This is a genomic window from Veillonella sp. VA139 (genome assembly GCF_003992005.1).
GTDB lineage: Bacteria > Bacillota > Negativicutes > Veillonellales > Veillonellaceae > F0422.
Genome location: NZ_RQVL01000036.1, coordinates 1 through 13,888, shown reverse-complemented (window position 1 = coordinate 13,888; position 13,888 = coordinate 1). Strand labels below are relative to the sequence as shown.

The window sequence follows — 13,888 nt, the reverse complement described above, 5'->3', positions numbered from 1 at the left end:
TTTTTGGAATACATTCATTGTAACAAAGGTTGACCTTCTTTTGCTATTTTATTTTCCCACAAACATTTTACACTAACATACGAGACGCCCATGATTTTTTCATGAAATATTACAATTTTTTAGCAAATTCGCGGCACTTGGTCTTCTCCCAGCATATCCAAGAGCCGAATCCCACCTACCGCAGTTTGTAATCCTACTTTACCAGCATTGCCATTCACCACATCGCCGATAATCACTGCCTCACGTCCTTCTGTGAAAGTCCGCATCAACTCCACCACTGCATCCGCAATATCAGCACGTACAATGGCAATCATTTTACCTTCATTGGCTAAATATAATGGGTCATATCCTAAGACTTGGCATACAGCTTGTACTTCCTCTCTAACAGGGATGGCAGATTCTTGCAATCGAATCCCCTTTTGTGCAGAATTGGCAATTTCTTGTAATGTAGTAGCTAAACCACCACGGGTAGGGTCTCGGAAAAATGCAATATCCTTGCCAAAGGTTTCTAATAACTTGTGAGCCATTTTATGTAAAGGCGCACAATCTGTTTGTATCGTATCTGGTAAATCCAATCCATACCGTGTGCCCATGACAGCGATGGCATGGTCCCCCAAGGTGCCGGATACGATTACTTTCATACCACTTTCAATATAGGAAGTACCTAACTGTACATAGTCCGGTATGATACCTACGCCGGCAGTATTGATGTAGATGCCGTCAACGGAACCTTTTTCTACCACCTTCGTATCCCCTGTCACAATGGACACCCCTGAAAGTTGTGCCATATCCGACATGGTTTGTAGCACCGTTTCCAACGTATCGATAGGCAATCCCTCTTCTAAGATGAGTCCGCACGACAAATACTGAGGCACCGCACCCATCATAGCCAAATCATTGACTGTACCGCACACAGCTAATTTTCCAATATTGCCACCGGGGAAAATATGTGGTGTCACTACATAGGAATCTGTACTCATAGCCATACGCCCATTGGTGACGGGAAATACAGCTCCATCATGTAATTCATTTAATATTGGATTTGAAAAATATTTCACAATATATTGGTCCACCAATTCATGGCTAAATTTACCGCCATTACCGTGGACTAAGCGAATACGTTCCATTTATTCCTCCCAGGTCATTCCACCACTGGAAAAACCATATTTATACCAAGCTGAGCAACTACCTTCTACCGATACCATACAAGCCCCCACTGGATGCTCTGGCGTACAAAGTTTACCAAATAAAGGACATGCATCAGGATGAATCATCCCCTGAATGACAGAGCCACATTGGCAGCCCTTCGGTCCATCACTAGTTGTAAATGTTTCTAAAGGTAGTTGCACCAACGCATCATAGGCAGACCATTCTCCGCGCAATTTTAAACCCGATGCGGGCAGTACACCAATACCACGCCAACCATCATCGGAGGGTTCGTACAAGGTATCCATTAATTGTTGTGCTACGGAATTTCCCGTTTTTGCCACCACGGACCGGTACGTATTTCCTACATAAAATTTCTTTTCTTTCCGCTGTTCTAAGAGATTGACAATGGCTGCTAAAATTTCCATACCATCAAAGCCAGCAATACAACTTGGCATATGATATTCATCGGCCAAAAATTGATACGGCTGTTCTCCAATGATAACGCTTACATGACCTGGCAACAGGAATCCATCAATTTGATGGTCTGGATTACTTAATAGAGCTCGTAATGCAGGAGGCACCAATTTATGAGAAATCAAGAAAAATACATTCTTTACTCCCTTTGTATGCACCGCCTGAATAGTAGCTGCAATAACGGCAATAGTCGTTTCAAAGCCGATACCCAAGAAAATAATCTTTTTATCTGGATATTGTTCACTCAATCCAAGTACTTCCATAGGGCTATAAATAATTTCAATATGAGCTCCATTTTCTTTCGACTGCCATAAATTACCTGTTGTACCAGGAATCTTCAGCATATCTCCAAAGGTAGCGATGACTATATCCTCTCGAGCCGCATACGCCAAGGCTTGATCCATATATTGTTGGTCTGTCACACACACAGGACATCCAGGACCACTGATCAATTCTATGCCTTTCGGCAACATTTGACGGATGCCTTCTCGAAAAATAGCCACTGTATGGGTGCCACAGACTTCCATGAATCGTACAGTTTCCTCTGGATTATGTAATTCGTGAATGCGCTCTAGTAAACTAGCTGCGACTTTCGATTTTTCTGTTAAAGTAATCTTGTTCAAGTTCTTCTAATTCGCGGAATGCCTCAAGGGTCAAACGCGCTTCCTCCTCATCTACAATTTGTACGGCACAGCCCGCATGGACTAATAACCAATCTCCAATTTTTGCTTCTGGCACCAATAACAGACTGCACTCTCGTTGCACCCCTGTTAATTCCACGGTACCAATTGTTTCATTAATATGCACCAATTGTGCTGGTACTGCTAAACACATAGTATCTCCTATCTATTCATATAACTTCCTAACCATAGTTGTCCCAAGGCGATACCGCCATCATTCATCGGGCTTTGGGTAGGCACGTGGACTGTGTATTCCTGTAATTCTTGCATCACTCCTTCTAGGAGAATACGATTTTGGAATACTCCTCCACACAAGACAATATGCGAAATATGTCGTTCTTCACAACATTGTTTCGCCATCTGTCCTATATAATATATCAAAGTTCTGTGAAAGTTCGCTGAGATTTTTGCTACACTTTCACCATCTTTTAATTGTTCTATCACAGATCGTACTAAACTCATCGTATCTAATACTGTTCCATCCAGCTTCATATCTAGGATAGTGCCCTTCTCTGAAAGTGCCAATTGCTCTAACTCGATAGCAAGTTGCGCATCATAGAGATGCTCATGACCTAAACCTAGTAAGGATGCTACTGTATCAAATAAACGACCACCGCTAGAAGACTGTACCATCTGCATATGAGGCATCATTTTATCTAATAGTTGCCATCCTTTAGGCAACGACTGTTTCCACTCTTCTATCACTGTGGGTGCCTCTGCTGGATAGAGTTCATTCACATACCACAAGGCTTGGCGCCATGGCTCTCGTACTGCTACTTCACCACCTGGCAGAGGGGCATAACTCAAATGGCCTAATCGTTCCATATGTTCTTTGTGGCAATATAAAAACTCACCGCCCCATAATGTGCCATCCGTTCCATATCCTGTACCATCAAAACAAATCCCTAATACCGGTTCCTGAATAGTATACTCCGCCAGCACCGCCGCCACATGGGCATGATGATGCTGCACTTCTATAACAGGTATTTGATGCTCCTCTGCATAGGCTCTACCACACTGCGAGGTATAGTAATTTGGGTGGGCATCCACGATGACCTGTGTAGGTTGTAATTGAAATAACTCTTCATAGCGTTTCGTCGTACTCCACAATAAGTCTTGTACTCGTTGATGTTCCATATCTCCCATATAGGGGCTCAGGATAGCATGAGACCCACGATTCATCGCAAATGCTGCCTTCATATCGGCACCCATAGCAAGCATCGTTGGACTCTTTTCTAATGGTACTACAGGTATCGACAAAGGGACGTATCCTCGGCTACGACGAATCATGATTGGCTTATCATGCACCACTTGTACCACCGAATCGTCCACTGGGGAGATAATCTCCCGATTGTGAGTCAATATATAATCTGCTATCCCCTGTAATTCTTCCAATGCCTGGGCATCATTATATAATACAGGATCACCACTTCGGTTCGCACTAGTCATGACCCATAGAGCATTAGACGGCACTAAACTGTAGTGATACGGAGCATAGGGCAGCAAAATGCCTAAGGTTTCCATACCAGGAGCCACACTAGGTGCAACAGTAGTATACTCTGCTAACTTTCGCAATAACACAATAGGCCTTGCAGGGCTCAACAACAGTTCTTCTTCTGTGTTAGATATGTGCACATACTGCTTTGCCGTTTTCAAGGATCCTGCCATGACTGCTAATGGTTTTCGAGGTCGTCCTTTACGCTGACGTAAGGTTTGTACTGCGTTTTCTTGTAACGCATCACAGACCAAATGATAGCCGCCCACACCCTTTAGTGCCACGATAGAACCATTTTGTATATACACTTTAGCTTGCTCTATCGCATCCTGTCCACTAGCAAGCACGGTACCATCTGTATCTTTCAATGTAAACATGGGTCCACAGTGCTCGCAAGCATTGGGCTCCGCATGGTATCTCCGACCGCTTAGGTCATCATATTCCTTCTGACAGTCTTCGCACATAGGGAATACTTTCATAGACGTTGTGTCACGGTCATAGGGTGTACTTTCAATAATCGTATACCGAGGACCACAATTTGTACAATTTGTAAACCCATAGTGAAAGCGTCGGTTCTCAGGGTCTTGTATATCTTGTAAGCACTCCTCGCAAGGCGCCATATCAGCGCCAATAAAGGCATTGCCCTTCGCACCTTGCGAAAGGATGATGGTAAAATCATCCAAATCCTGTAATTCTGTCAGTTCCATTTGTAAGGTATCAATGCGTCCATGCATAGGCAAATCAGATTGCAATCGTTCTATAAACAATTGGCAATCTGCATCTGCACCTTGTATGTGTATTTCCACACCGCTCGTGTCATTTCTCACTGTGCCCACGATTCCTATTTCGTGAGCTAGTTTAGACACAAAGGGGCGGAATCCTATGCCCTGTACAATGCCCGTTACATGTATGGTGTATGCTTTCATAGAACCCGCCTCCCTTCTGTTATATAATTTTAGTAATTTTCTTGTCGGATTCCCGCTGCATCCAGTTCAGCTTGAATCATGATAGCACATTCAATACGTTTTTTCTGTAATTTACATCCCAATTCGTACGGTGTGCTAAGGTCTCCACCTAATGTTTCATTGTTCGCATGGCAACCGCCGGAGCAGAAGAATTTCGCCCAACAGTTGGCACAAGTTTCTTTTGTAAATACGTGCGTATTTCTAAACTGCGTTGGTATATCATAGTTTTTCAAACCATCGAAGACAGTACCGATCACGTACCCATCTTTACCTACGTATTGGTGACATGGATAAATATCCCCATTCGGTACAACCGCCATATACTCATGACCAGCACCACAACCACGCAAACGTTTTGCCATACATGGTCCACGATACAAGTCCATACGGAAGTGGAAGAAGTTAAACTTCTCGCCCCAACCAGCCAATTGACGTTTTAAATATAGGTCTGCCAATTTTTCATATTCTTTTTCAATAATCGGCATATCATCAGGACGTAACACATAAGCCCCATCTTCCCCAACCACTGGTTCCATCGACAAATGTTCAAAGCCTAAGTCAGACATCGCCTCTACATCTTTACAGAAGTCTAAGTTATTATGCGTATAAGTGCCACGCACATAGTATTCACGGCCCTCACGCTGTTTAACAGCATTGACTAAATTCTTCGCTACTGTATTGTAAGTGTCTTTACCACCAGAACTTGGGCGCATGCTATTATGCACATCTTCACGACCATCTAGGGAAAGTACTAAGCTCATGTCATGTTCATTCACATAGTCGATTTTATCTTGTGTCAACAACATGCCGTTGGTGGTCAATGTTAATTTAAAGATTTTTCCATGTTCCTCTTGAATGGATTCAATGTATTCTACGGTTTGTTTCACAACATCCCAGTTTAATAATGGCTCACCACCAAAGAAGTCGATTTCACAATGTTGGCGTGGACCGCTCATGGAAATCAAGAAATCTACGGCACGCTTCGCCACATCAAAACTCATTAATTCTCGTTTCACTCCGCCGTAATCACCTTGACTGGCGAAACAATATTTACAAGCTAAGTTGCAATCATGAGCAATATTTAAACAAAGAGCTTTTACAATTGGTTTTTCATCTACCACAAGTTTGAACTCTGCAGACATCGGCGCAAAGAGCATTTCCTCTTTGATGAGCTCATCTAACTCATCCATAATTTCATCTAACTCCGCTGCATCCTCTGTAGCATCTAACGCATTATGTACAGCCTCACGGTTTGTGCCGTTATAGATATCTAATACACGATCGATAAGTTCATCAATAACGTGAATAATTCCACTGTTTACATCCAATAGAAAGAACTTATCTTTCATTTTAAATTTATGAATCATCGGTTGTAATTCTAACATTCATACCTCCATTAACTTACTAAAGTCTAACTTGTATTATATCACTTTATACCCATGACGTATAGAAAGCTATCAATATAGGGTATACTTTTTCTAAAATTATAGTATGCAAAAAATTGTACTTTTAGAATACAATAGGTTATATTTTAGGCAAGATAAAGATATAAAGGATTAGCATACATAATCCCCCTAGATCTGGTAGATCTGGGGGGATCTTTGTATGTTTTATAGTAACACTTTTAGTATAATCCTAGAAGTAATATAAAGCAAACAAGCTGCCGACCTATTGGTCGACAGCTTATTGCTAATCCAATGATTATTTTTGTTTGCACACTTGGTTGCCTACTGTACAGCTAGTTTTGCAAGCAGATTGGCAAGATGTTTGACATTCGCCGCAGCCGCCTGTTTTAGCAGTTTTTTGTAGGGATTCAGTGTTAATTGTACGAATACGTTTAGACATCTTCATTCCTCCTAAGCACAAACTTACTCTATTATATTATCATCTAATATCGTTTCAAGCAAGCACAAGGAATAGGAATTAGTGTGCTAATGCTTCTTTCAACACTTTAAGATTTTCTTCCATGATGTCAAGATATGTCACATTTTTTTGTGCTTGTTCTTCTGTTAAACCTTCTGCAGGGTTCAATACATACACTTTAACACCTGTTTCAGCTGCGATGGCATTCGCCAATTTAGGGCTTACCAATTCTTCACTGAAAATCGCTTTTACATTATGTTCTTTAATGAAAGCTACAATATCTGCCATACGTTCTGGTGTTGGTTCTGCATCTGGAGATACGCCCATAATACCTAATTGTTCAAAACCGTATGCGTTTGCTAAGTAACCAAATGCCATATGGCTAACTACTAGATGTTTGTCGTGTTGTGTTTTACCAAATTCTTCATATTTAGCATGTAAAGCTTGTAATTTTTCTTTGTATGCTTTGCCGTTAGCTTCATAGTATTTTGCATTCGTAGGGTCTGCTTTAGAGAACGCTTCTACAACAGCATCTACTTCTTTAGCAACATTCATTGGATCTAACCATACATGTGGATCAAACTCGCCATGTTCATGTTCGTGCTCATGTTTATCTTCTTTTTGTGCTTTATCATAGTCATGTTTGTCATCTTTATGATCTTTGTCATGATCGTGTTTATCCTCTTTATGATCTTTATCGTGATCATGATCATGTTCGTCTTCATCTTCATCTGGAGCTGGCAACAAAGTAACCGATTTAGATAATTCTACTGGTTGTGCTTGTTGTAGCACATCTTTTGCTAAAATCTTTTCTGTTGGTTCCAAACCTGCACCGCTATATAAGAACACTTTAGCCGTACCAATTTCTTTTAAATCTTTTGCAGTTGGATCCCAATCATGTGGTTCTGCTCCTGGAGGCACTAATAAAGTCACATCAACTTTGTCTCCCCCTACTTGTTTCGCTACATCATATACAGGGAACACGGTAGTAACAACTTTCATTTTTTCAGCTGGTGCTGCTTGTTTTGTATCACTGCCACAGCCAGCAATGCCTACTGCAGTAGCAACCATAGTAGCTCCTAATACAAAATAGGTTAATCGTTTTTTCCAATTCATGAGTATACTCCTCCTCACACATAAAAAACAAGAAGTGATTAGTCTTTGCTAATTCACTTCTTGATTATATCCGATTTAAAAAATCCGTGCTTGAATGCATGAGCAGTCTATACACTCAATTTCATTATCATTTAACCTTTTTAATGACAGCTAGTGCCACAGGTGTTACAACAGCTACCGCTAACAAGGCTTCTGGAATACCATGAGACCATACAATACCCATCACCACATTAAATACAGTTTCTGGTGAAATGTGTGTTGCCTTAGCAAATTCTACTCCATAAATTGTGTAGATGCCAGTCATCACAAGGATTGTATTTGTCGCTGTTCCTAGGAATGCAGCTAAACCGATACGGATGGCTTTCACCTTGATTGGCAAGTACATATATACCAACGCCGCTACCAAACCGATCAATATTCTTGGCAATACAGAAATGATAGGATTCATGAATGCAAAGGATAAAATATTAGGCGCCATGTACGCTTGTACCATACTGTACGCACCGAATAGGAAGCCTACAGACATGCCCACCTTAGGTCCTTCTACAACACCACCTAAAATAGTTGGAATGTGTAAGATAGTAGCACTAATTGGTGGAATTGGCACAAAGCCCCACCCTGTCATACCAAGTACAATGGTAATCCCTGCCAATAAACCAATGATTGTCAATTGACGTACCGTAAATTTTTGGGATGGCTGTGTTTGCAACGCTGTTTCTTTTTCCATGTTTTCCTCCGTTCTTATTCCCTTAGGATATAAGTCGAACCAATAATAAAAAAATGGAACTCAGTTCTGTTCTTCTTGATACAGACTATACAGTCAGTTCCTCGTATAGAGTAGTACAAAATAACTCATCTGTCAATCATAAAATGTAACTTTTCTTACACTTAACAGTTATTTTTTTATACCAAACTATTCCATCTCTATTGGCAATGTAAGCCCGTAACAAAAATGAACACTCTCTGATACATTTCATGAGAGTGTTCATTTCAAACATTACAGACCTAACAATTTTCTTCCTTCTTCCCAAGCAAAGATTGGTGTTAAGAATGTCATTAAGTTTTCTTCTTCAAATGGATACGCACGCATACCGATGGATTCAGCTGCCTCTACATCAGATGGTTTATCCCCTACCAAGAAACTGCCATCTACATCTACATTCCACTCTTCAATGGCTTTTGTTAGCATACCTGGATTAGGTTTGCGACAATTGCAAGCTCTCTTGTAGGCCTCCACTGTCCCTTCTGGATGATGTGGACAGTAATAGTAGGCTAATATATGCACTCCTTCTATTTCCAAACGGCGAGACATTTCAGCATGTAACGCTTGCACATCTTCCTCTGTATAATAGCCACGTGCCACACCACTTTGGTTTGTAACCACAATGATGTCATACCCACGTGTTTGGGCTTCTTGCATAGCCTCAATAGCACCAGGAATAAATTCTAGTTGTGCAGGATTACTCAAGTATCCTACATCGACGTTAATAACCCCATCACGATCTAAAAATAATACATTTCTAGTTTCCATTATTTTACATACCCTTCATTATCACGTAATAATGCACAATACTCATGGACTGCTTTTTCTAATGGCGTAAATCCTTTATCATAGCCAGCGGCTAGCAATTTGGTAGTATCTGCTTGCGTATAGCTTTGGTATTTACCTTTTAATACTTCAGGGAAATCGATATAGCGAATTTCACCTTTTCCTGCGAAGGAAATAACAGCTTTCATAAATTCGTTGAAAGTATGCGCATGACCTGTGCCACAGTTAAATACTCCACTAATTTCAGGATGTTCCCAGAAATAGAAATTCACATTGACCACGTCGTTTACATAGATAAAATCACGGGTTTGCTCACCATCACCATATCCATCAATGCCTTTGAACAAAGTAATTTCGCCAGTTTCCATCAATTTATAATACATTTGGCGTACCAAAGATGCCATCTTATCTTTATGTGTTTCATTCGGTCCAAATACATTGAAATAACGCAAACCCACACATTGAGATTGTAATTGTAAATGATTTCTAAATTTTGCCACATATCGATCAAACAACAATTTAGAATACGCATAAGGGTTCAAAGCTTGTTCACAGACTGGATCTTCACGGAATCCATTAGTACCATGTCCATACGTAGACGCAGATGACGCATAAATGAAAGGAACTCGGCGTTCTTGGCAATAATGAAAGAGATTTTTAGACCCTTCATAGTTATTTTTCATCATGTATCTGCCATCATAATTCATAGTGTCTGCACAAGCACCTTCATGGAATACCACTTCGATAGGACCACAATCGAAAGTATTTTGCTCTACGGCAATATCAAACTCCTCATAATCGATATAGTCTGCAAAATCCAACATTTCAATATTGCGGATTTTACGACCATCCGTCAAATCATCAACAATCAAAATGTCATTGCGACCTTTATTATTCAATTGTTTTACAATATTGGAGCCGATAAACCCAGCACCACCTGTAACAATAATCATAATTTTCCTTCCTTTACTAATCCTTGGATGCGCTCAATGATTCCTGTTGTGGAATATCCCTCTTGGAACGGTAAAATTTGTACTTCTTCTACAAATTCTTTACCAATGACGTCTTCTGGCTTGTAATCTCCACCTTTAATCAATATATTTGGTCGCAACTGTGAAAGTACCTCTGCTGGTGTATCTTCTTCAAATAGAACCACACCATCGACAAAACCTAAAGAGCTCATCAACAAGGCTCTATCTAGTTCATGGTTGATAGGTCGACTATCCCCTTTTAAACGACGCACCGAACTATCAGAATTGAGGCCCACCACCAAATGGTCACCCAGTGTTGCTGCCTCTTTTAAATAGGTCAAATGACCACGATGTAAAATATCAAAACAACCATTCGTAAAGACAACCACTTCGCCCCGATCTTGCCACAATCGGATTTTCTTTGCTAATGCCTCTACAGAATAGATACTCTCTTTATCTTCTTTTTTTGCTTTCATAGAAGACAATAAATCTAATAGTTCTTGACGATGGATCGGATAGGTACCCACCTTAGACACCACTACACCTGCTGCTGCATTGGCGGCCACTAAAGCTGCTCGGATAGATAAGCCTGCAATTAATGTAGTAAGCATCATAGCCACTACCGTATCACCAGCACCACTCACATCGAATACATCTTGCTGTTTCGTTTCTGCATTGTGCCATACATTGCCATCTTTACGAACTAAGGTAATCCCTTTCGCCGAACGAGTAACAATGATAAAGTCTAGCTCCATATTGTCCAAAATATGCTTCGTGGCTGTAACAACCTCTTCATCTGTGTTGGGCACTTCATAGCCTACAACTTCACTGAGTTCCTTCACATTAGGCGTAATGCAAGTAGCACCGTTATATTTTGACCAGTCAGAACCCTTCGGATCTACAATGGTCATAATGCCAGCTGCTCGTGTTTTACTGAATACTTGTCTTAGTAAGGAAGGCTGACAAATCCCTTTTCCATAATCAGAAATCACAAGGCCTTGCAATCCTTTGTGCAACAACTCATCTAGCCAAATAAGGATCGATGTTTCACTAGCACTGGACAAGGACTGGTTCACTTCATAATCTAGGCGAATCATTTGCTGTTGTCCACCTAAAATACGTGTTTTCGTGGTAGTCGGAATAGAATCTTCAGTAAAGATGCCAGTACTTTGGATACCATTATCTTCTAATAATTGGCGTACTATCTTACCATGGGCATCATCGCCAATACGAGATGCCATATGCACTTGGCAATCTAATTGCGCTAAATTATTCGCCACATTGGCGGCACCGCCTAACACTTCCGTTTCACGTTGCACTAAATTTACAGGCACTGGAGATTCTGGGGAAATACGGCTCACATCGCCAAAAATATAGCGATCTAGCATGCAGTCACCAATAACCCCTACTTGTAATTGTGGTAAATCACGAAGCAAAAAGGATTGTAATGTACGATTAGGCATAATCTTCTTCCACCAATTCACATAAAATATGGCCCGCTAAAATATGCATTTCCTGAATACGAGCTGTCACTTTTGATGGCACTGCAAAGGTTAAATCGCATAATTCTGCCATCTTTCCACCACTTTCACCAGTAAAGGCAAAGGTATGCATACCAATATTACGGGCGGATTCTACGGCTTTCACCACGTTTTTACTATTCCCAGATGTGGAAATACCAATCAAAATATCTCCCGAACGGCCTAACCCATCTACTTGTCGGGCAAATACTTCATCATACCCATAATCATTGCCTACAGCTGTCAAAATAGACGTATCTGTAGTCAATGCAATAGAAGCCAAAGAGCGGCGTTCTTTTTGAAATCGTCCCACTAACTCTGCTGCTAAATGCTGAGAATCTGCGGCGGAACCACCATTACCACAAAATAAAATTTTATTGCCTGCTGCAAGCGCTGCTTTACAACGCTCCGCCATAGCTTCAATAACACCCATTACTTCATAAGTAGCACTCAATGTGTCTACATGATCTGAAAAACGGGCACTAACAATTGGATGTAACTCACTCATGTGTTGTATCCTTTCCATGATTGTCCAATAATTCGTGTAATTCTTGTAAAAAACTTTCTACATTATTAAATTGTCGATACACAGAGGCAAATCGCACATACGCAACTTGATCTACATCTTTCAACAAGGATAATACAATTTCACCAATTCGCTCTGTAGTCACTTCTTGCTCTACTTCCATACGAATTTGTTTTTCTGTTTCATTTACAATCGATTCTAATTGATCTGTGGAAATGCCTCGTTTACTACAAGATCTCCACAAGCCATTCATCAATTTAGATCGATCAAATAATTCTTTCTTTTGATCTCGTTTTATCACCATAATTGGTAAATCTTCAATCACCTCGTAGGTCGTAAACCGCTTGCCACAGTTCATACATTCCCGACGGCGACGAATATTATTATCGTCCGTAGACCGTGAGTCTGTGACTTTGATTTCGTCATGATGACAATAAGGACATTTCATATCGTATCCTCCTATTGGTTGCGCAAGAAGGTCTTTCCTTGCTGTTGAATTTCTTCTATAAAAGTATCTAACATTTCATAGCGTTTGCGATACATATTTCGTTTATGCGTTTTCGCTGTTTCGTAGGTTTTCCGTTCCTCTGCTAAAGGAATCACAAAGAATCGAGAGTCTTGCTCCCATACGTGACCGCCTAATTCTTCCCAAAAATCATCAAATTTCACTAATTTATGACGATTGAAACGAATCAAATGAGTATTCGTATAGAATCCTTCATCAGACACTGCATACAAAGTCTCAATACCTAAGCAAGTAGCTAATTGTCGCAATAAAAAGAACATAAAGTTTTTAGGGCGATAGCCATGCATTTTTTTCGTTAGTTTCTTCGCCTTATCTAGACCCTCTTTATATCCTTGTATAGTACCAACCCAAATACATAGTTGTCCCGATGGATCCACACCTAATCGGAAGTTGATATGATAAATTCCATCACCTTCATAGGTTAAGAGCAAACTAAGTAAGCCTTCTTTCCGTTGACCTGGCATAAAACGTAAGGCTGCCTCTAAAGCTAATTCTTCGGAATGCCATAAGCGAATGCCCCTTTCAGAAGGACTGTACAAGGCCCGAATCACATCGTCTGTCACATATTTCGGTAAGACATCAAAGTGCTGAATAATACATTCCAATCGTTCTTGGGCTGTGGACTCTTTGTAGAAGAAGACACGATTAATAATCTCCCAGATTCCTTCTTGGTCCTGCAGTAAATTAGAATAACTACCATACGTAGCGAAGTAAGATTCTAGTTGATTCAGTTGCGATCTATTTTTATAGGAACGGGCCGTGAACAAAAAAATACGTCGCTTTTCACGCCAGCTATGGTATCCATATATTCTTTTACCTAATTCCCATTGTTGTTTTGCATATGTAAACACGGTACATCCTCCTTAGGATAGACTATATCAAACTATATTATACTCCATTTCAACAATGAAATTCAATGATATACAAAAAACGACGGTGTCAAGTTTTTGTTGGAAAAATAATTGCCTAGCTTTAAAAGAGGGTTCCTCGTTACTAAAGAATCCTGCGTCCACCATGTTTAATTGCTTGTAACCATCCGTTACTTTTCTTTTCT

Annotated in this window: 14 protein-coding genes; all 14 read right to left on the bottom strand. The window is 40.4% G+C overall.

The window, feature by feature from the left end; all coding sequences use genetic code 11:
* Positions 1-119: 119 nt before the first annotated feature.
* The 14 genes from hypE to EO125_RS09185 all read right to left on the bottom strand — a co-directional run bounded on the left by hypE (position 120) and on the right by EO125_RS09185 (position 13,685).
* Complete coding sequence (hypE, locus tag EO125_RS09250; protein WP_127148643.1) at positions 120-1,127, bottom strand: hydrogenase expression/formation protein HypE; 1,008 nt, start codon at positions 1,125-1,127, stop codon at positions 120-122.
* A complete protein-coding gene (gene hypD / locus EO125_RS09245) occupies positions 1,128-2,246 on the bottom strand; it encodes a hydrogenase formation protein HypD (protein ID WP_127148642.1) in 1,119 nt (372 codons plus the stop codon).
* A complete protein-coding gene (locus EO125_RS09240; protein WP_127148641.1) occupies positions 2,203-2,457 on the bottom strand; it encodes a HypC/HybG/HupF family hydrogenase formation chaperone in 255 nt (84 codons plus the stop codon). Before EO125_RS09240 ends, hypD begins: the two co-directional genes overlap by 44 nt.
* Positions 2,458-2,465: 8 nt before the next feature.
* Complete coding sequence (hypF, locus tag EO125_RS09235; RefSeq protein ID WP_127148640.1) at positions 2,466-4,724, bottom strand: carbamoyltransferase HypF; 2,259 nt, start codon at positions 4,722-4,724, stop codon at positions 2,466-2,468.
* Positions 4,725-4,753: 29 nt separating this feature from the next.
* A complete protein-coding gene (scfB, locus tag EO125_RS09230) occupies positions 4,754-6,148 on the bottom strand; it encodes a thioether cross-link-forming SCIFF peptide maturase (RefSeq protein ID WP_127148639.1) in 1,395 nt (464 codons plus the stop codon).
* A 316-nt stretch (positions 6,149-6,464) separates the two neighbouring features.
* Positions 6,465-6,608: a six-cysteine ranthipeptide SCIFF gene (scfA, locus tag EO125_RS09225; protein WP_009353042.1), complete on the bottom strand. Its 144-nt coding sequence runs from the start codon at positions 6,606-6,608 to the stop codon at positions 6,465-6,467.
* Positions 6,609-6,686: 78 nt separating this feature from the next.
* Complete coding sequence (locus EO125_RS09220; protein WP_127148638.1) at positions 6,687-7,742, bottom strand: metal ABC transporter solute-binding protein, Zn/Mn family; 1,056 nt, start codon at positions 7,740-7,742, stop codon at positions 6,687-6,689.
* Between the two features lie 127 nt (positions 7,743-7,869).
* Positions 7,870-8,469, bottom strand: a complete 600-nt coding sequence (locus EO125_RS09215) for an ECF transporter S component (RefSeq protein ID WP_127148637.1) — start codon at positions 8,467-8,469, stop codon at positions 7,870-7,872.
* Between the two features lie 270 nt (positions 8,470-8,739).
* Positions 8,740-9,273 (bottom strand): D-glycero-beta-D-manno-heptose 1,7-bisphosphate 7-phosphatase, encoded by a 534-nt coding sequence (locus EO125_RS09210; protein ID WP_127148636.1) that lies wholly within the window; start codon positions 9,271-9,273, stop codon positions 8,740-8,742.
* Positions 9,273-10,244: an ADP-glyceromanno-heptose 6-epimerase gene (rfaD, locus tag EO125_RS09205; RefSeq protein WP_127148635.1), complete on the bottom strand. Its 972-nt coding sequence runs from the start codon at positions 10,242-10,244 to the stop codon at positions 9,273-9,275. Before rfaD ends, EO125_RS09210 begins: the two co-directional genes overlap by 1 nt.
* Complete coding sequence (locus EO125_RS09200) at positions 10,241-11,725, bottom strand: PfkB family carbohydrate kinase (protein ID WP_127148634.1); 1,485 nt, start codon at positions 11,723-11,725, stop codon at positions 10,241-10,243. Before EO125_RS09200 ends, rfaD begins: the two co-directional genes overlap by 4 nt.
* A complete protein-coding gene (gene gmhA / locus EO125_RS09195) occupies positions 11,718-12,290 on the bottom strand; it encodes a D-sedoheptulose 7-phosphate isomerase (protein WP_127148633.1) in 573 nt (190 codons plus the stop codon). Before gmhA ends, EO125_RS09200 begins: the two co-directional genes overlap by 8 nt.
* On the bottom strand, positions 12,283-12,756 hold the full coding sequence (nrdR, locus tag EO125_RS09190) for a transcriptional regulator NrdR (protein WP_127148632.1): 474 nt from the start codon (positions 12,754-12,756) through the stop codon (positions 12,283-12,285). Before nrdR ends, gmhA begins: the two co-directional genes overlap by 8 nt.
* Before the next feature lie 11 nt (positions 12,757-12,767).
* The gene (locus tag EO125_RS09185) at positions 12,768-13,685 is read right to left on the bottom strand and encodes a DUF535 family protein (RefSeq protein ID WP_127148631.1); all 918 of its coding nucleotides are present in this window, start codon (positions 13,683-13,685) and stop codon (positions 12,768-12,770) included.
* Positions 13,686-13,888: the final 203 nt, after the last annotated feature.

Bases quoted from the DNA above. Each gene is read 5' to 3' on its own strand.
- hypF (WP_127148640.1), bottom strand. From the start codon at position 4,724: ATGAAAGCATACACCATACATGTAACGGGCATTGTACAGGGCATAGGA.
- scfB (WP_127148639.1), bottom strand. From the start codon at position 6,148: ATGTTAGAATTACAACCGATGATTCATAAATTTAAAATGAAAGATAAG.
- nrdR (WP_127148632.1), bottom strand. From the start codon at position 12,756: ATGAAATGTCCTTATTGTCATCATGACGAAATCAAAGTCACAGACTCA.
- EO125_RS09215 (WP_127148637.1), bottom strand. From the start codon at position 8,469: ATGGAAAAAGAAACAGCGTTGCAAACACAGCCATCCCAAAAATTTACG.
- rfaD (WP_127148635.1), bottom strand. From the start codon at position 10,244: ATGATTATTGTTACAGGTGGTGCTGGGTTTATCGGCTCCAATATTGTA.
- hypE (WP_127148643.1), bottom strand. From the start codon at position 1,127: ATGGAACGTATTCGCTTAGTCCACGGTAATGGCGGTAAATTTAGCCAT.
- scfA (WP_009353042.1), bottom strand. From the start codon at position 6,608: ATGTCTAAACGTATTCGTACAATTAACACTGAATCCCTACAAAAAACT.
- gmhA (WP_127148633.1), bottom strand. From the start codon at position 12,290: ATGAGTGAGTTACATCCAATTGTTAGTGCCCGTTTTTCAGATCATGTA.
- EO125_RS09240 (WP_127148641.1), bottom strand. From the start codon at position 2,457: ATGTGTTTAGCAGTACCAGCACAATTGGTGCATATTAATGAAACAATT.
- EO125_RS09210 (WP_127148636.1), bottom strand. From the start codon at position 9,273: ATGGAAACTAGAAATGTATTATTTTTAGATCGTGATGGGGTTATTAAC.
- EO125_RS09200 (WP_127148634.1), bottom strand. From the start codon at position 11,725: ATGCCTAATCGTACATTACAATCCTTTTTGCTTCGTGATTTACCACAA.
- EO125_RS09220 (WP_127148638.1), bottom strand. From the start codon at position 7,742: ATGAATTGGAAAAAACGATTAACCTATTTTGTATTAGGAGCTACTATG.